Origin of the sequence: Neptuniibacter sp. 1_MG-2023 (genome assembly GCF_030547185.1) — a bacterium.
Classification (GTDB): domain Bacteria; phylum Pseudomonadota; class Gammaproteobacteria; order Pseudomonadales; family Balneatricaceae; genus Neptuniibacter.
Map to the genome: position 1 here is coordinate 324,980 of NZ_JAUOQR010000002.1, position 18,581 is coordinate 343,560.

General features: G+C 43.3%; 16 protein-coding genes. 11 read left to right on the forward strand and 5 right to left on the reverse strand.

Annotation, left to right across the window (positions count from 1 at the left end; all coding sequences use genetic code 11):
• Positions 1 to 118 precede the first annotated feature (118 nt).
• The 3 genes from Q4492_RS04210 (at position 119) to Q4492_RS04220 (ending at position 3,090) form a co-directional block, all read left to right on the forward strand.
• Positions 119 to 1,084: an alpha/beta hydrolase gene (locus tag Q4492_RS04210; protein ID WP_303416012.1), complete on the forward strand. Its 966-nt coding sequence runs from the start codon at positions 119 to 121 to the stop codon at positions 1,082 to 1,084.
• 280 nt (positions 1,085 to 1,364) lie between these two features.
• Positions 1,365 to 2,657, forward strand: coding sequence for a DEAD/DEAH box helicase (locus tag Q4492_RS04215; protein WP_303416013.1), 1,293 nt, complete (start codon positions 1,365 to 1,367; stop codon positions 2,655 to 2,657).
• Between the two features lie 250 nt (positions 2,658 to 2,907).
• Entirely contained in the window at positions 2,908 to 3,090 is a 183-nt protein-coding gene (locus Q4492_RS04220) for a PCP reductase family protein (protein WP_067862288.1), read from the forward strand.
• 136 nt (positions 3,091 to 3,226) lie between these two features.
• Here the strand turns inward: Q4492_RS04220 and cysG are convergent, their stop codons facing one another.
• From cysG to Q4492_RS04245, 5 genes are all read right to left on the reverse strand, one after another.
• Positions 3,227 to 4,651 (reverse strand): siroheme synthase CysG, encoded by a 1,425-nt coding sequence (gene cysG / locus Q4492_RS04225; RefSeq protein ID WP_303416015.1) that lies wholly within the window; start codon positions 4,649 to 4,651, stop codon positions 3,227 to 3,229.
• Positions 4,652 to 5,013: 362 nt separating this feature from the next.
• Positions 5,014 to 5,736 (reverse strand): phosphoadenylyl-sulfate reductase, encoded by a 723-nt coding sequence (locus Q4492_RS04230; protein ID WP_303416016.1) that lies wholly within the window; start codon positions 5,734 to 5,736, stop codon positions 5,014 to 5,016.
• A 38-nt stretch (positions 5,737 to 5,774) separates the two neighbouring features.
• Entirely contained in the window at positions 5,775 to 6,263 is a 489-nt protein-coding gene (locus Q4492_RS04235; protein ID WP_303416017.1) for a DUF934 domain-containing protein, read from the reverse strand.
• Positions 6,247 to 7,905: a nitrite/sulfite reductase gene (locus Q4492_RS04240; protein ID WP_303416018.1), complete on the reverse strand. Its 1,659-nt coding sequence runs from the start codon at positions 7,903 to 7,905 to the stop codon at positions 6,247 to 6,249. The genes Q4492_RS04235 and Q4492_RS04240 overlap by 17 nt, the downstream gene beginning before the upstream one ends.
• 61 nt (positions 7,906 to 7,966) lie before the next feature.
• Complete coding sequence (locus Q4492_RS04245; protein WP_303416019.1) at positions 7,967 to 8,752, reverse strand: sulfite exporter TauE/SafE family protein; 786 nt, start codon at positions 8,750 to 8,752, stop codon at positions 7,967 to 7,969.
• 292 nt (positions 8,753 to 9,044) lie between these two features.
• Here Q4492_RS04245 and cysD point away from each other — a divergent pair, with 292 nt between their 5' ends.
• The 8 genes from cysD to Q4492_RS04285 all read left to right on the forward strand — a co-directional run bounded on the left by cysD (position 9,045) and on the right by Q4492_RS04285 (position 18,527).
• Positions 9,045 to 9,962: a sulfate adenylyltransferase subunit CysD gene (gene cysD, locus Q4492_RS04250; RefSeq protein ID WP_303416020.1), complete on the forward strand. Its 918-nt coding sequence runs from the start codon at positions 9,045 to 9,047 to the stop codon at positions 9,960 to 9,962.
• Between the two features lie 130 nt (positions 9,963 to 10,092).
• Complete coding sequence (gene cysN, locus Q4492_RS04255; protein ID WP_303416021.1) at positions 10,093 to 11,790, forward strand: sulfate adenylyltransferase subunit CysN; 1,698 nt, start codon at positions 10,093 to 10,095, stop codon at positions 11,788 to 11,790.
• Between the two features lie 182 nt (positions 11,791 to 11,972).
• Positions 11,973 to 12,554, forward strand: coding sequence for an electron transport complex subunit RsxA (gene rsxA / locus Q4492_RS04260; protein ID WP_303416022.1), 582 nt, complete (start codon positions 11,973 to 11,975; stop codon positions 12,552 to 12,554).
• Positions 12,555 to 12,564: 10 nt separating this feature from the next.
• Complete coding sequence (rsxB, locus tag Q4492_RS04265) at positions 12,565 to 13,161, forward strand: electron transport complex subunit RsxB (RefSeq protein WP_303416023.1); 597 nt, start codon at positions 12,565 to 12,567, stop codon at positions 13,159 to 13,161.
• Positions 13,161 to 16,103: an electron transport complex subunit RsxC gene (gene rsxC, locus Q4492_RS04270; protein WP_303416025.1), complete on the forward strand. Its 2,943-nt coding sequence runs from the start codon at positions 13,161 to 13,163 to the stop codon at positions 16,101 to 16,103. Before rsxB ends, rsxC begins: the two co-directional genes overlap by 1 nt.
• 14 nt (positions 16,104 to 16,117) lie before the next feature.
• Positions 16,118 to 17,179 (forward strand): electron transport complex subunit RsxD, encoded by a 1,062-nt coding sequence (gene rsxD / locus Q4492_RS04275; protein ID WP_303416027.1) that lies wholly within the window; start codon positions 16,118 to 16,120, stop codon positions 17,177 to 17,179.
• A complete protein-coding gene (rsxG, locus tag Q4492_RS04280; RefSeq protein ID WP_303416028.1) occupies positions 17,179 to 17,826 on the forward strand; it encodes an electron transport complex subunit RsxG in 648 nt (215 codons plus the stop codon). Before rsxD ends, rsxG begins: the two co-directional genes overlap by 1 nt.
• Entirely contained in the window at positions 17,826 to 18,527 is a 702-nt protein-coding gene (locus tag Q4492_RS04285; RefSeq protein WP_067862261.1) for an electron transport complex subunit E, read from the forward strand. The genes rsxG and Q4492_RS04285 overlap by 1 nt, the downstream gene beginning before the upstream one ends.
• The last annotated feature ends 54 nt before the right edge of the window (positions 18,528 to 18,581 follow it).

Below are 18,581 nucleotides of genomic sequence, written 5' to 3' on the forward strand. Positions count from 1 at the left end.
GATTGGCTATGTTTTTGGGTTCTTTAACATCAATTGTTATTGATATGCACTTTATATTGGCCCGTGTAGGGATGAAGATTCATTTTGATACACAGGTTAAAAGATTAGGAGTTATTAGATGCTTTTCAAGAATATAGTAATCCAGCGATTGATCTTATTATTTAGCTTTCTCAGCTTGAGTGCTTGTGTGACTGGGCAAACATCTACAGATTATGGGACTAGTGATATAAAAACATTTAAAAATATATCCTACGGTCCTGATCGAGCTAATAAGTTTGATGTCTATACACGTGATGGTTTAAGTAATGCTCCTGTTGTTTTTATGGTGCATGGTGGTGCGTGGAAAATGGGCGATAAAGAATCAAAAAGCGTAATTCAGAATAAGTTAGAGCGTTGGCTCCCTGCTGGATTTATCTTTATCTCGGTGAACTATCGTTTATTACCTAGAGCTACAGATCCTGTGCAGCAGGCGGACGATGTACGTAACGCGTTAATCTATGCTCAAAATAAAGCTAAAAGTTGGGGTGGAGATCCAGAAAAGTTCATCTTAATGGGTCATTCTGCCGGTGCTCACCTTCTTGGTTTAGTATCATCTTCTATCAGTGCGCACAAAGCGATGGGTGGTCAGTCTTGGTTAGGCACCATTTTGTTGGATAGTGCTGTGTTAGATGTACCTACTATTATGGGTGCAAGACATTATGGCTTTTATGACGATGCCTTTGGTGCAAGTTCAGATTTTTGGGTTAAGGCATCGCCTTTACATCAGTTGAAATCAGATGCACCACCTTTCTTAATTACTTGTTCTTCAAGCCGTAAGGGGGCATGTACTCAAGCTAATGCCTTTGCTGCTAAAGCGAGTTCGATAGGCGTTAAAGCCTCTGTGGTTAGTAAGAAGTTATCCCATAAAGAGATGAATGAGACTTTGGGTGATAATAATGACTATACATCTAAGGTTGAAGCTTTTATGAGTGGCTTAGATGCTAATGCGAAGGCGATGATTATGAGTGAGCCAGCGATTACAGCTGAAGAACCTCGCAAAGGATTGTTGCAGCGCTGGAGAGAGAAGCGCCAAGCTGCGCAATAATCTGTTTCTTTTTCGCATCATAAAAAAACCAGACATAAAATGTCTGGTTTTTTGTTTTTAGGCTGCTGGTTCAATCTTAGTTTCTCTATCTAGTTTTAGGATTTCCTTGTTATCAATAGGCTTATCATAGGGCCCATCTGTACAGGCTTTTTGTAATGCGAGTGAATATCTAATAGATAAAGGGTTGAGGTTTAATGTGTCAGTATTTAAAACGCTGCGTTGTTGAGAAGAGATAAGGTAAAATAAGATTCAAATGATTTTCTGGATGGTTTCTACCTGAATGAGCGATGTAGCCTCTTTTTCTGATTTAGCTTTGTGTCCTGAACTGCAAGCAACCTTGCAGATGCTTGGTTATAAAAAGCCAACGCCGATTCAAGCAAAGGCGATCCCACTGGTTTTACGAGGTGAGGACCTTCTTGCGGAGGCACAAACGGGTACTGGGAAGACAGCGAGTTTTGCCTTACCGATTATTGAGATGCTTAGCAAGACGGCTCCGTCACCTGAGTACAGGCATGTTAGAGCTTTAGTGCTTGCGCCTACACGAGAGCTCGCTATTCAGGTTGGTGATAGCACGCTGGAATACGGGCGGGCTTTAGGCATGCGAGTGATCTCTATCTATGGTGGTGTGCGGGTTGATAATCAGATTCGAAAACTAAAACGTGGGGCGGATATACTGGTCGCAACTCCCGGTCGTTTATTGGATCTTATCCAGCAAAAGGTGATTAGCTTAGCTCATTTAGAATTTTTGGTTTTAGATGAAGCTGATCGTATGTTGGATCTAGGTTTTATCGAACCGATTAAGAAAATCATGGAGTATGCGGCAGAGCCCCGCCAAACCTTGTTGTTTTCTGCTACCGCTGACGAAAGCATCGAAGTGCTAGCTGATTTTTATCTCAATAACCCCAAAAAAGTTAAAGTAAACCCCCGTAACTCGACGGCGAGTCAGATCAAGCAGTTTGCATATGCGGTTGATAATAGTGATAAAGCCGATGTGTTGAGTTACTTAATTAAAGAGGGTAAATGGGGACAGGCTTTAGTATTTGTTCGCACTAAAAAGCGGGTCGATGAAGTAACTGATTACCTGAAAAAAGAGGGAATCGATGCAGCGGCTATACATGGGGATAAAACCCAGCGGGAAAGAATCCGCATGTTGGGTGAATTTATCTCAGGGGAACTGCAAATTTTAGTAGCTACAGATGTGGCTGCCCGTGGTCTTGATATTGAATCTCTGCCTCATGTAGTGAACTATGATCTACCTAATGTTCCTGAGGCTTATGTTCATCGTATTGGCCGTACAGGACGAGCGGGGGAGAGGGGTGAAGCTATCTCCTTAGTGTCCCCAGCTGAGCGCGAATTTTTGAAACGAATAGAAGGGTTGATTAAGCAGAAAATAAAACTACGCCCAGTTCCTTATATAGAGAATGGAGCTTTTATCGAGTCCTCTGAAAGTTTAAGGCCTCCTAAGAAAAAGCGTTCGAAGCCACAGCGCAATAAAGACAAATACCCGCCACAAGAGAGGTATGAAAGCACATTGTCTGTCAAAGCGGTAAGACCTTCTTTGTTTAAAAAATAGCCATCAATATCGGATTGAATTTGCTCTTATTTACTGGTCTAGTGGGGATGTGTTAGATTGTGAACATATTTCTATAGCCCTTGTTAATAGGGCTTTTAAGCGTCATCCCCCCAAGCAATGCACAGAGTTATCAACAGAAAAAATGGATAACTCTTTATTGTTTCTTAGGGTTATTCTTCCGCTTGGTTTATCTTTATGTCGGCGTATAATGCTCGGCTTCGCAATATAGTTTTATAGAGTGGTGTAAAGAATGGCAGAAAAACTAGAGTGGGAACCGGCAGCCAAGGAACGAGTTGATGCAGCACCTTTTTTTGTACGAAAACTTATTCGCCACAAGGTTGAAAAAGCAGCGCGGAATAATGGTTTAACTAAGGTAACGGTTGAGCTACTTGATCAAGTTAAACAAAAACAGATGGATTCACAGAGCAAATAATCGCCCCTAGTCCGATCTCTATTTTACTCTAAATAGAGTGACTAAGGGTTTCTATCGGGTGGCTATGCCAATCTATTGAATGGATAGCCCCTATTAAGCAGCGTAGTGTATCCTGATCACAGCGCTTTAGTGCTGCTTACTCCTCTGCCTTTACTGGTGTTAGATTTTGCGCCAGTACCTCTTCACCAAACCAGCTAAGGTTCTCATGAAGGGAAACAACCTCTCCTACAATAATTAATGCGGGAGCGGGTAATTGGGCTTTCTCTTGTAGCTCAGGTAATGTGTCTAACGTGCCTGTTAAAACCTTCTGATCTGCCAATGTCCCACGGGAAACAATCGCTGCTGGTGTATCTCCAGGCTTGCCATGTTCGATAAGTTTTTTGCTTAGAATCGGTAAGGTATGAAGACCCATATAGAAGACGACAGTTTGATTAGGATGAACCAGTTCATGGAAGTTTAGATCGGTAGTGCGGTTTTTGAGCTGACCCGTAACAAACTTGACCGATTGCGCATAATTTCTATGGGTTAACGGAATGCCTGCGAAGGTGGAACACGCGCTCGCTGCGGTTATACCGGGTACAACTTGGAAAGGGATGTTATTGGCTTTAAGGGTTTCTAGCTCTTCACCGCCACGGCCAAAGATAAAGGGGTCACCTCCCTTTAAGCGTACAACTCGTTTCCCTTGTTGTGCATGGTTTACCAATAGATCGTTGATACCTTCTTGAGGCAGGGCGTGGTTATCACGTTTTTTACCAACAAAGATAAGATCAGCATCGCGTCGGCAGAGATCTAATACGGCCTCAGAGACAAGAGCATCGTAAAGCACTACATCGGCTTGCTGCATTAAACGTAAAGCTTTAAAGGTGAGCAGCTCAGGATCACCTGGCCCCCCACCTACAAGATAAACTTCGCCGACTTGGTGATCAGGGTCATCATGTGCGATTTTATTTTCTATGAGCTCTATAGCTTCAGCATCTCGGCCAGCAAATACCTTTTCAGCGATTTGTCCTTGTAGAACGTTTTCCCAAAAGACGCGGCGATGATTCACCGTACTGAACTTTGCTTTTACACGATCCCGGAAATGATTGGCAATGCTTGCTAGTTTGCCGTAAGACTTAGGAATCCATGTTTCTAAGCGCGCTCTTAACAGTCTTGCAAGTACAGGGGCGCTACCCCCAGATGATATACCTATCACGACTGGAGAACGGTCAACGATCGCTGGGAAGACAAATGTACATAGTTTTGGGCTGTCTACGACATTGACGGGTAGGTTGCGATCAACCGCATCAAAATGCACGCGCTCATTTAGTTTTTGGTCATCGGTTGCGGCGATTACAAGAATCTTATCTTTAAGTAGATCTGCGTGGTATTCGCCTATAATGGATAGCCCTGAGGACTCATCCAATAGTTGTTGGAGTTCATCGCATACATGGTGGGCTATGACCGTTACACTCGCACCTGATCGACAAAGCAGGCGGGCTTTGCGTAAAGCTACATTGCCGCCGCCGACGAGTAGTACATTTTGATCAGTGAGTTTGAAAAAAAGAGGTAAATAATCCACAAATGTTACTCCAGCATTAAAGCAGATTCTCAGTCTCTATAGTTTAACAGTAGAAGCCAAATTAGGGGTTATCAAACTGAGAGACTCAATGGAGAATACGAAAATATATAGTATAGGGAAGATGCTGCATGGGGTCTTTATATAATCTAATAAGATATTGTTATTTTTACTGCTGTATTCATAGGAGCAGATGGGTTTATTAGATTTAAGCTGTTATTAGCGAACTGTAAGATATAAATCTGCAACCTATCTAATAATAGAGCAGCGTCTTTAAATTTAAAGGCGCTGCAATTTTGTGAGTTGTAAGATAGGTGCAGAATGGTCTCCTGTCCAAGTCAAACTCCGTTTGACCTAGAGCCGGTTTAATTCTTAAAATTCAAGGGGGTAGCTGGGTGTAAACCACATTCGCGATTTTCAGGGTTTTCCCACCACCAGCGACCCGAACGAACATCTTCACCCATAGATATGGCACGGGTACAAGGTGCGCAACCAATACTCGGATAATGTTTATCGTGTAGTTCGTTGTAAGGAACGTTGTTGGCTTTTATATAGGCCCAAACTTCTTTTTCTGACCAATCAGCTAGAGGGTTGAGTTTGTGCATATTATTGCCTTCATCCCACTCTTCAAATTGAATCTCGTCACGGGTTACAGATTGCTCGCGGCGTAAACCTGTAATCCATGCTTTTTTGTCTGCTAAAGCGCGTTTTAGCGGCTTGATTTTACGAACAAAGCAGCAGCCTTTACGCAGCGCTTGTGATTCATAAAAAGCATTGACTCCGTTTTCAGCAACAAAGCCTTCCACATCCGCAGATTCTGGGTAATACACATCAACCTTTAGGTTGGGGTAGTGGGCTTGAACATCCGTCAAAAGTTTAAGCGTTTCTTCAGGTAGGCGGCCTGTATCTAACACGAAGTTTCTGATGTTAGGGCAGTTCTTGCTGATTAAATCAGCGATAACAACATCTTCGGCGCCAAGACTGTTAGCAAAGACAATTGAACCATCATAGTCGCTTAAGCCTTTGTTGAGTAAGGCCGCTGCTGCGATGACTTTGCTTTGTAATTCGGAACTGATTTGTTCACTCATGATAGGGACCCTCACCGTCACTATTATTCGGCCAATGCTTATTGGTGATATACCGCACGAATATTATCGGTAGCGCTCTGGTAAAAATTACTGATCTCACCAAATGCATCTAGCATCTCAGGTTTAAATTGATCATCAGCAACTTGTATAGCGGTAAAACCGCAGCGTTCCATATAAGCAAGTCGATCTCTGCCAATATCACCGGTCGCACGAATTTCACCTTTATAGCCCGCGCGAACGAGTATGCGAGCAATACTAAAACCTCGGCCATCGCGGAAAATAGGAAAGTCGATCGCAATCATAGGAAATTGATCAAGGTTTTCCAGAAGCTCGGTTAGGTCGTCATCGCCATTTACTTGAAGTGCGATTTGTCCATCATGCTCGGCGAGTCGCGCTTTATGTTCTAAATACAAAGCATAAGGTACGATAATATCGCCTGAGCTTAGTGTTGCTTCTGGTGCGAAACTTTCTTCATTTAGTAAAGACCAGTTATCTGCAACTACTTCACGATTAATTAGCAGGGGCATATACGTACTCCTTAAATGGTGCCATTCCAATACGTTGGAATGTGTCGATAAAGCGTTCATTCTCAAAACGATTTTCAACGTAAACTTCAATTACTTTTTGGAGAGTATCTGCGACTTCGTCTGAGGCAACAGATTTACCCATTACTTTACCTAAGGCTGCATTGGAGCCATCATCACCACCTAAGGTGATTTGATACCAATCTTCACCTTTTTTATCTACACCTAGAATGCCGATGTGGCCAACGTGGTGATGAGAACAGGCATTGATACAACCGGACATATTAAGTTTCAGATCACCTAGATCGTAGACATAATCCATATCTTCAAATTTACGGTTGATCTGGTCTGCAATACCGAGTGTTTTAGCGTTAGCTAAGGCGCAGAAGTCACCCCCTGGGCAAACGGTCATATCGGTTAATGTGCCAATATTAGGTCGTGCAAGGTTAGCGTCTGTCAGTATCTGCCAAACGGCGTATAAATCACTGTTTTTAACATCAGCCAAAACTAAGTTTTGGTTGTGTGTCGCACGAATTTCACCAAAGCTATATTTATCTGCCAAATCAGCAATAAGGTCCAACTGTTGGTCAGTGACATCGCCGGCTGGTTTTAGATAAGGTTTTAGCGATATATAAGTAATGCGGTAGCCTGCTACTTTATGGTTAACCGTATTACGTTCATACCAAGTCCGAAACGCATCATCCTCAACAAGCTTTTGCTCAAGTGTCGTATCGTCCTTAGCTGTTTGATCATACTCAAACGGAGTAAAAAACGTTTTTACCCGATCAATCTCAGTGCTAGGTAGTTTTAAATCTGTATCACGTATCTGTTCCCATTCAGCGTCGACTAGCTCACGGAACTGATCAATACCCATGGTTTGAACTAATATTTTGATACGGGCTTTGTATTTGTTATCACGGCGACCGTTTAGGTTGTACACACGTACAATCGCTTCTAAGTATGACAACAAATCTTCTTTCGCAAGGAACGGACGAATCTGTTTACCGATAACTGGTGTACGGCCTAAACCACCACCAACAAGTACTTCAAATCCTACTTCGCCAGCTTCGTTCTTGACGATGTGTAAGCCGATGTCGTGTACTTGTGTCGCTGCTCGGTCAGTAGGGCTTGCTGATACCGCAATTTTGAATTTACGTGGTAGATAAGCAAACTCTGGATGTAGAGAAGACCACTGACGAATAATCTCACAGTAAGGGCGAGGGTCTTCAATCTCATCTGCAATTACGCCAGCAAATTGGTCTGTTGTTGTGTTACGGATACAGTTGCCGGATGTTTGGATAGCGTGCATCTGTACGCTAGCTAATTCGGCTAGAATATCAGGCACTTCCTCTAACTTAGGCCAATTGAACTGAATATTGGTCCGTGTTGTAAAATGTGCATAACCTTTGTCGTAAGTGCGGGCAATATGTGCCAGTTTACGTAGTTGGGTTGAGTTATACATGCCATATGGGCCTGCAACACGCAACATAGGTGCGTGGCGCTGTACGTATAGTCCATTCATTAGGCGAAGTGCTAAGAAATCATCTTCTGATAGCTCTCCGGCCAAATAACGGCGGGTCTGATCTCTATATTGCTCAACGCGTTCATTAACCAGTTGTTGGTCAACTTCGTTATACTGATACATAACTAACTATTTCCCTTGTTTAGCTGATTTATCAGCTAAACACCTCACTTTTAGGGTTTATTTAACCTGCAATTACGAAACGCAGGCCGATGGCTAACAGAACTGATCCCATAATAGGTTGTATGACCGTTGGAGATAGGCGAGTGCCAATATGGCTACCTAAAAATACTCCCGGTAACGAACCTAGTAATAGGTAAACCAGTAGGCTTAGATCTACACTGCCCATCTGGTAGTGACCTGCGCCCGCAATTGCTGTTAGTACAACTGCGTGAACGAGATCTGTGCCCACAATGTTTTGCATGCTCATTCGTGGGTATAAAACGATTAATAATGCGGTGCCTAATGCGCCAGCGCCTACAGACGATAGCGTTACTAAGCAGCCTAAAATAAGACCCATTGTTATTGTGAAAAAAGGGCGCCATTTTTTTGCATGTTTGGCCGCGGCGCTATGTTGCCACTTTATGGCTTGATTGCGAATCTTATTTCTTAAAAAAACTGCAATAGAGGTTAAGACAAGAGAGATACCTAATGTCAGGTTCATTAGATGTTCTATCTTTTCTAGTCCGCCTAGTCCTTCTAAGTAATTTAATGTGAATAGACTTCCTGGAATACTTCCCGCAAGTAGAAATAAGACAACTTTCCATGCAATTAGTTTCTTGCGGGCATAAGTTATTGCGCCACCAAATTTAGTTACTGCTGCGTAAAGTAAATCGGTGCTGACGGCTATAATTGGTGGAATGCCAAATACTACGATAAGTATAGGCGTCATTAGTGCGCCCCCACCAATACCGGTGAGTCCCACAATAAAGCCAACAACCAATCCAGCAAAGCTGTATGCAAGTTCCATGAGTATACCTGTCCACGAATAACTGGCGGCATGATATAGCTGTTTTGTTATAACTCAAAATACTAATTAGAAATCTTATTATATCAAAAAGGAATAAATAGCCTAGTGGTGAGGTTGGTAATATAAAGAGGCTTAATTGATGTTCTCTTTATTCTATTTGGTTATTAAAAAGTAATTATATATTCTTTTGTGTTTTATCTGGGGAGCTGCCATAATGCGCCGCAATATTGGATAGCTATACCTGTGCATTCAGGTTCTAGTCCATACCGTTTAATAGAAAGAGTATTTACTGATGAGTGCCTTACCTGAACATCGCTTAACGCACCTGAAACAATTGGAAGCTGAAAGCATCCATATCATCCGTGAAGTAGCCGCAGAATTCGATAACCCAGTCATGCTTTATTCGGTTGGTAAGGATTCTGCAGTGATGCTGCATCTGGCACGTAAAGCGTTTGCGCCAGGTAAACCTCCTTTTCCGCTTATGCATGTGGATACCACATGGAAATTCAAAGAGATGATTGAATTTCGCGACAAGATGGCTGCGGAAGCGGGTATGGATCTGATTGTTCATGTTAATCAGGAAGGGGTTGATATGGGTATTAACCCATTTGTTCATGGCTCCTCTAAACACACAGATATCATGAAGACTCAAGGCCTTAAGCAGGCTTTAGATAAGTATAAATTTGATGCTGCTTTTGGTGGCGCCCGTCGTGACGAAGAAAAGTCTAGGGCGAAAGAACGTGTATTCTCCTTCCGTGACCAAAACCACCGTTGGGATCCTAAAGTTCAGCGTCCAGAGCTTTGGAATGTATTTAATACCCGTGTTGATAAAGGTGAAAGTATTCGTGTATTCCCTCTATCGAACTGGACTGAACTAGATATTTGGCAGTACATCTATTTAGAAGATATCTCGATTGTTCCTCTTTATTACTCAGCAAAACGTCCTGTTGTTGAGCGTGATGGCATGATGATTATGGTGGATGATGATCGCTTACCTTTAAAAGAGGGTGAAGTGCCAGAGATGAAGAGCGTGCGTTTCCGTACATTGGGTTGTTACCCTCTAACCGGTGCTGTGGAGTCAGAAGCTGTTACTTTGCCGGATATTATTCAAGAGATGTTGCTAACGACTACCTCTGAGCGCCAAGGTCGTGCAATCGATCACGATAGTTCAGGTTCAATGGAGAAGAAAAAGATGGAAGGCTACTTCTAAACTTTCTTCATCTTGATAGCTTTGTGACGACTGGCGCTGTGTGTTTTTACCCGCGCTAGGGTGTTAATACTGAAATGATTATTTAGGTGTTATGTCTGTATAGACATAGGGCTTCTCCGAGGAGAAAAAAATGAGTTACCACAGTGATCTGATTGCCACTGATATTCAAGAGTATCTGCATCAGCATGAAAATAAAGAACTGCTACGCTTTTTGACCTGCGGTAGTGTAGATGACGGTAAATCTACATTGATTGGGCGTTTGCTACATGATTCAAAAATGATCTATGAAGATCAACTTGCAGCGATTCAAAAAGATAATGAACGTGTGGGTAATGCAGGCGAAGAATTGGATTTAGCGCTGTTGGTTGATGGCCTTCAAGCGGAGCGTGAGCAAGGGATCACTATTGATGTAGCTTATCGTTACTTTTCTACCTCAAAACGTAAATTTATCATAGCGGATACACCGGGGCATGAGCAGTACACTCGTAACATGGCGACCGGTGCCTCTACTTGTGATCTAGCGATCATTTTGATTGATGCTCGTTACGGTGTGCAGGTCCAGACACGACGTCACAGTTTTATTGTTTCTTTGTTAGGACTCAAGCATACCATTGTTGCTATTAACAAAATGGATCTAGTGGATTACAGCGAAGAGCGCTTTGAAGAGATTAAAGCCGAATATTTGGCATTTTCCGAGCAGCTTGATCTGCCTGATATTCAATTTGTGCCAATTTCTGCACTTAAAGGCGATAACGTTGTGACTGCATCAGAGCCAATGAGTTGGTTTGATGGCAATCCTCTAATGGAAACTCTAGAAAATGTTGAGATTGCAAACGATAAAAACTTCGATGAACTTCGTTTCCCTGTACAGTATGTAAACCGTCCTAACTTAGATTTCCGTGGTTATTGTGGTACGTTGACCTCTGGTATCGTGCGTCCAGGGGATGAAGTGACCGTTTTACCATCAGGCAAATCGAGTAAAGTGAAGTCGATTGTTACCTTCGAAGGCGAGATTGAAGAAGCTTTCCCTCCAATGGCAGTAACGCTGACATTGGAAGATGAAATTGATATATCACGTGGTGATATATTGGTTCATACCGATGCAGTACCAGCAAGTACGAATCGGTTTGATGCCATGGTTGTTTGGATGTCAGAAGAGGCGATGCAAGCCGGCCGTCAATATGAAGTTAAATTGAATACAACCCGTGTTGCGGGTGGTATTAGCAATGTTCGTAACCGCATCGATGTTAATACGCTTGAAGAAAGTGCTGTTAGTACCCTTGAGTTAAATGAAATTGGTCGGTGTGAAATTACGCTTGAGCGTCCAGTAGTTGCCGATGATTATCGCTCTCATCACGGCACAGGATCATTTATCATTGTTGATCGTTTAACCAATGCAACGGTTGCTGCGGGAATGATCATTAATGATGGTTCGCAGCAAGTGATAGATCTAGACAGTAACCTTGTTAGTGAGTCAAAAGTATCAGCTGCAGATCGCGTAATTCGTTTAGGCCAGCAGGCGGCTACTATTACTGTATCTGGTGGTACTGACGAACAGCGTCAAACGATACTATTTAGTTTGGAAGCAGTATTGTTTGAACAAGGGCGTGCTGTTGTGGCCTTTAATCAAGCTCAACTATCGAGCTTGAATGGTAATCTATCGGCATTAGATGGGTTATTAAATAAAGCAGGTTTGATTTCAATACTTGAAACTGATGCACGTCTTGAGGGGGCACTTAACCTTCAATTAGATCAGTTAGCGGGTGATACAGCATCTGCTCAGTTGGAAGCCGCGATAGAGAAGCTGAAGCAGCAAGCATTGATCTAAATAGTGTATAAAGGGAGGTTATTTGACCTTCCTGTTCTTTGCGCTAAGTCAGGATTGCCCTATACCTAAATTTTATCAGAAGCGGTAAACTTTAGAGTATTCTGGTTTTATTTTAAGTGGTCGCTTTCGAGCGTGAGCCTTCGATTGCATTTCGTAAATGCTATTTAGTTAGTTATAGGTTTATGACAGATTATCTTCTGATTGTTATCAGCACGGTACTGGTGAATAACTTCGTACTGGTTCAGTTTTTAGGGCTATGTCCTTTTATGGGGGTTTCCAATAAGTTGGAGACTGCTATGGGCATGTCTCTGGCAACGACCTTCGTACTGACTCTGTCATCGGTATGTAGCTATTTGGCATTCACTTATTTGCTTCAGCCTTTAGACTTAGCGTTTTTGCAAACAATTACCTTTATTTTAGTGATAGCGGTCGTTGTGCAGTTCACTGAAATGGTTGTACGTAAAACGAGCCCTTTACTCTATAAAGTTTTGGGTATCTTTCTGCCATTGATTACGACTAACTGTGCTGTTTTAGGGGTCGCTTTACTTAATATCAAGAAAGTGAACGGCTTTATTGATTCCATTGTCTATGGCTTTGGAGCAGCGGTTGGTTTTTCTTTAGCGTTAATCCTGTTTTCAGCGATGCGTGAACGTATCGCTGTAGCTGATGTGCCAGTACCTTTCCAAGGTGCAGCTATTGGTATGGTGACAGCGGGTCTAATGTCTTTAGCCTTTATGGGCTTCACTGGTCTGGTTCAGATTTAGGGAGCACATAATGGATTACATCTTAATTGCCGTTCTTGCTTTGTTGGGGCTGGCTTTAGCTTTCGGTTTATTGCTTGGTTTTGCTTCGGTGCGTTTTCGTGTTGAAGGAAATCCTATTGTCGATCAAATTGATGCTATCCTGCCGCAGACGCAATGTGGCCAGTGCGGCTATCCAGGCTGTCGACCTTACGCAGAGGCGATCGCTAACGGAGATGCCATCAATAAGTGCCCTCCCGGTGGGCAAAGCACAGTGGAAGCGCTGGCGGATCTACTTGATGTCGAAGCGATTCCTCTTGATGGTGGTGTGGAAGAAGAGCCGGTCAAAACGGTTGCTTATATTCGTGAAGATGAATGTATTGGTTGTACTAAGTGTATTCAGGCGTGCCCTGTAGACGCTATTTTAGGTGCGGCTAAACAGATGCATACAGTGATTGTCTCGGAATGTACGGGGTGTGATCTCTGTGTTGAGCCTTGTCCTGTTGATTGTATAGATATGTTGCCAGTTGAAACGACCCTGAATACTTGGAAGTGGGATATGCCTAAGCCGGGTGTACAGCTTATTGTAACTGACCTTCGTGGCGAAGTAGCGGAAGAGGGGACAGCTTAATGAGTACTCAGTTCTCTTTTCATGGTGGTGTGCATCCTCCTGAAAATAAGCAACGTAGCACCGGACTAGCGATTCAAACGGCCCCGATTCCTGCTGAGCTTATCGTTCCGCTGTCACAACATATAGGTGCGCCATCCGAGGTTGTTGTTGCTGTCGGTGATTCTGTCCTAAAAGGGCAAGTGATTGCTGAAGCGGTTGGGCGTATCAGTGTTAATGTCCATGCGCCAAGTTCAGGTAAAGTTATAGCCATTGAAAAACGGCCTGTTCCGCATATTTCAGGAATGCAGGCTCCCTGCATTGTGATTGAAACGGATGGGAAGGATCAGTGGGGCGATCATCAAGGTTTAGATGATTATACGGCTATATCTAAGCAGGCGCTGATTGACTTTATTCGGCATCATGGCATAAGCGGTATGGGCGGTGCAGGCTTTCCTACTGATGTGAAACTACACCTGGGTGATGATCATATAGTTAATACACTTGTGCTTAATGCCATGGAGTGTGAACCTTATATCACCGCTGATGATATGTTGCTGCGAGAGCATGCCGACAATGTAATTAAAGGTATTGAGATTATTGCTCATCTTCTAAACCCTCATCATGTGATGATTGGTATTGAAGATAATAAACCTCAAGCTATTCGCGCATTAGAGTTAGCGGCTAAAAATACCTCTTTGAATCTGGATATTATAGTTGTTCCTACTATCTATCCATCAGGTGGTGAAAAACAACTGATTAAACTGCTGACGGGTATTGAAGTACCTAGTGGCCGCATTCCTGCTGATGTAGGTATTGTTTGTCAAAATGTTGGTACTGCAGCAGCGATCTATGAGGCGGTGTATGAAGGTATGCCGTTGATCTCTCGTATTGTGACGCTAACAGGAGAAGCCTTAGCCCATCCACACAATATGAGAGCGTTAATTGGCACACCTTTGAAAACACTGCTGGACGCTGCGGGAGTGAATAAGCAAGCGCTGTATCGGATGGTTATTGGTGGGCCAATGATGGGGTTCACTGTAGATGATCAGTCTATACCCATGATTAAAACAACTAACTGTATTATCGCTGCCACTTATGCTGAGATGCCGCCAGCACCGCCAGCTAATCCATGTATCCGATGTGGTATGTGCGAACAGGTTTGCCCCGCTGAGTTATTGCCGCAGCAGCTCTATTGGTTTGCTAAAGGGAAAGAGTTTGAAAAAGCGAAGCATCACAATCTGTTTGATTGTATTGAATGCGGCGCTTGCTCTTATGTTTGCCCCAGTAATCTACCTTTGGTGCAATATTATCGTTTTGCAAAAGCTGAGATTCGTGAAGAGGAGTCTGAGCAGCGGAAAGCTGATCATGCAAGACAGCGCTTTGAGGCAAGGCAAGCCCGTCTAGAGCAAGAGAAGATAGAAAAAGAACTGCGCAGAAAGCAGCGAGCAGAAGATGCGGCTAAAGCCCAAGCAGTGAAAAAAGATAAAGCTGAGCTGCATTCAGAATCTGAACAGACGGTTTCAGCCGAGCCTGATCTTAAAACATTAAAAACGGCTGCAGCTGTTTCTCGAACTAAATTAAAGAAAGCGCAAAAAGCTTTACAAAATGCCGAAGAAAAAGGGCTTGAAGGTCAAGATAAGCTCAAAGTTACAGTGACTGAGCTAGAAGCAAAAGCGCAAGCCGCTCAGGAAGCTTATGATCAAGCGTTGAATGCCCCAGCCGTTTCCGAACCAGTAGTAGATATCAAACAGCTTAAGACCAATGCAGCGGTCGCACGGACAAAGTTAAAGCAAGCGGAAAAAGCGCTCGCGAAAGCTGAGGAAAGTGGTGAAGGTGATTTAGCTGATCTTAAAGCTAAACTAGTCGAGCAGAAAGCTAAAACTGAAACGGCTCAAGCGGCTTATGATGCAGCTGAATCAGGTGGCCAGTCGCCGGCTCAGGATAGTGCTAAGCTCGATGAGCTTAAAGCTGAAATGGAAGCTGCATTAGGTAAAGTTGAAAAAGCACGTAAAGCTCTTGATGTTGCCATTGCTGGAAGTAGCCCCGCTGTTGAAAAAATGAAGTTAGGGGTCGAAAAACTTCAGTCTAAATATGAAGCTTGTAAAGCGGAGTATGAGAAAGAGACGTCTCAAAATAGCTCAGTTACCATCAAGCCACTTTCTGCAGAACAGATTGCAGCGTTGAAAGTTGATGCGGAGGCATTACAGGCCAAAGTAGCTAAAGCTCAAACAGCCTTAGATCAAGCAGTAGCATCTTCTAGTCCAGCGGCAGACAAAATGAAAGCTGGAGTGGAAAAACTACAAGCTAAGTATGAAGAAGCTCAAGCCTGTTATGAACAAGCGCTAGCTCCTTCTACTGAGAGTAATACTTCCCAGTTAGACGAGCTAAAGGCAGAGATAGAAACACTCTCCACTAAAGTCGAGAAGGCTAAAAGTGCATTAGTTAATGCACAGGCGTCAAATAGTCCTGCAGCAGAAAAAATGCAGGCAGGTGTTGAAAAGCTTCAGTCAAAGTTGGATCAGTTAACGCAGGCGTTTGTACAGGCTGGTGGTGTGCCTGTTGAGCTGGAACCTATTGATCCTAAAGTGTTAAAACAGCAAGTCTCTATTATGAGAACTAAACTGAAGAAAGCACAAACTGCTTTAGATGAAGCGGAAGATGATAATCAGTCTGAACTTAAAGCTGAAGTAGAGCGTCTTACTCTTGCGCATGAAGAGGCGAAAGTTAAGTTGGATGAATATGAGAAGATCCAGCTCGATAAAGCCGCTGCAGAAGGGGTTGATCTCAAACAGTTGAAAGTCGATGCCGCTATGGCGCGAGCAGCGGTGACTAAAGCTGAAAGAGCCGCAGAGAAAGCGCGAGAAGAACAAACGGATGATCTGACAGATATAGAGCAGCAGTTAATCGTTGCACAACAGAAATCTGAACAATTGAACCAGACACTAAGTCGTTTTACTGATTGAGGAAGATTTAACCAATGGCGCTGATACGTACCAGCTCACCTCATCTTCATAAAGCTGTTAACGCTACAGATGTGATGCGTTTAGTTGTGCTTGCTACTTTGCCAGGCTTGGCCGCAATGACCTTCTTTTTTGGCTGGGGTACCTTAATTAACGTCATTTGGGCTTGTTTGTTAGCGGTCGTATTTGAAGCTATTGTGGTTAAAATGCGTAAGCGCCCATTGGGTTTCTATCTTAAAGATTACAGTGCTGTAGTCACTGCGTTATTGCTAGGACTTGCTTTACCTCCTTTCCTGCCGTGGTGGGTGACGATGGTCGGGGTGTTTGTTGCTATTGTGATTGCTAAGCATTTGTATGGAGGGTTAGGGCAAAACCCTTTTAACCCCGCTATGGTTGCTTATGCGCTATTACTTATTTCCTTTCCTGTCTCTATGACAAGCTGGACTATGCCATTTTTGATGGTTGAGGATGGTCAAAGCTGGCATGTTATGGGATTTGTTGACACGTTTAAGCTTATCTTCTCAGGTATCGAACCCGCCATGATCGATAGTTATTCAGGGGCAACGCCTTTGGATGCCATGCGTCATCGAGGTGGACAAACTACAGAAGAGGTATGGGCGAATGCGCCTGTGTTAGCGCAAGGTATGGGCGCTTGGCATGCGGTTAGTGCGGCTTACTTTATGGGTGGGGTATTTTTGATATACCGTAAAGTATTAACGATTCATACACCTTTAGCTATTCTTGCGACCTTAGGGCTTATAGCAGCAGTATTTTATGCTATCGATCCCTATCAATTTGCTGATCCATTTTTTCACCTTACCGCAGGCGCAACAATGCTGGGGGCTTTCTTTATTGCCACTGATCCTGTGACATCCGCTACAAGTAACAAAGGTAAGGTTGTCTATGGTATAGGCATAGGTCTTTTGATTTTTGTTATTCGTGATTGGGGAGGCTATCCAGATGCGGTTGCTTTTGCCGTATTGTTGATGAACCTTTCAGCGCCATTTATTGATCAATACACTCAGCCTCGTTCTTATGGGCATGCAAAAGCTAAACGTGGCATGAAAGGAGGTGCCTAATGCAGATGTTAAGTGCTCTCCGTACTAGCACTATTGCGATTAGTTTGTTTGCTGTCGTTTGTGCTGCTGTTATAGCAACGACACAAGTAACAACCGTTGACCGTATTGCTCAAAATGAGAGAGAGCAGAAGGCAAAAGCACTATATGAAATAGTGCCTCGCTCATCTATAGATAATGATCTACTTGAAGATACTGTTGAAATAGTCGCACCAACTTTGCAGGGCCACTCAGATCCTGTAACTGTTTATCGAGCGCGTAAAAATGGTGTAGTTACCTCGGTTATTTTACCTTTAGTTGCCCCTGATGGTTATAGTGGAATCATTACGTTGATCGCAGGCATTAATGCAGATGGCTCTGTGGCGGGGGTTCGTGTATTAACCCATAAAGAAACACCCGGGTTAGGTGATAAAGTTGATACTAAAAAATCTGATTGGGTGTATAGCTTTAACGGATTGTCTAAACAAGGTAGCAGTGACTCGCGTTGGGCCGTTAAGAAAGATGGTGGCGAATTTGATCAGTTTACAGGTGCAACGATTACACCGAGAGCGATTGTTGGCGCGGTATCGCGCGCACTTGATTATTTTGCCGAACACCGCACAGAGTTATTAGATCTAACTGAAGACAAAATTACAGAGGTCGCTCGCTAATGGCTACTGATTATAGAAAAATCACTCATGATGGATTGTGGGGCAATAACCCTGCACTGGTTCAGTTACTTGGCCTATGTCCGCTTTTAGCTGTAACCGGCTCTGTTGTTAATGCTATAGGTCTAGGGGTAGCAAGTACCTTGGTTTTGATGGGATCTAATCTGACGGTTTCTGCTTTCCGTAAATTTGTCCCGGATTCTGTTCGCTTGCCTATTTTTGTGATGATAATTGCTTCGTTTGTAACGGCGATTGAATTACTAATGAAGGCCTTTACTTATGAGCTCTATCTTATCTTAGGGATTTTTATTCCCCTGATTGTGACTAACTGCGCAATTATGGGGCGTGCGGATGCTTTTGCTTGTAAAAATCCAGTTAAGGCCTCACTGCTTGATGGCTTAATGATGGGGTTGGGGTTTACCGCAGTATTAGTACTACTGGGTGCAATGAGGGAAGCATTAGGCTTAGGAATGATTTTTAGTGACATGCATCTTCTTTTTGGCCCTATAGCTGAAAATTGGAAAATAATTTTAGTTGAAGACTATCCCGGTTTTCTTTTTGCTATTTTACCGCCCGGTGCTTTTGTTGGTATGGGGCTGATTATAGCGCTAAAAAATATTATCGATGCGCGTATACAAGCACGTAAAGCTGAACGGGAAACTGGTCCAAGCCCGCGCCGTGAGCGAGTGCGTGTGACTGGATAATGTAATAAGTTATATATGCTATAATGATTGAGCGTTCAGTAATTATACGTAGAG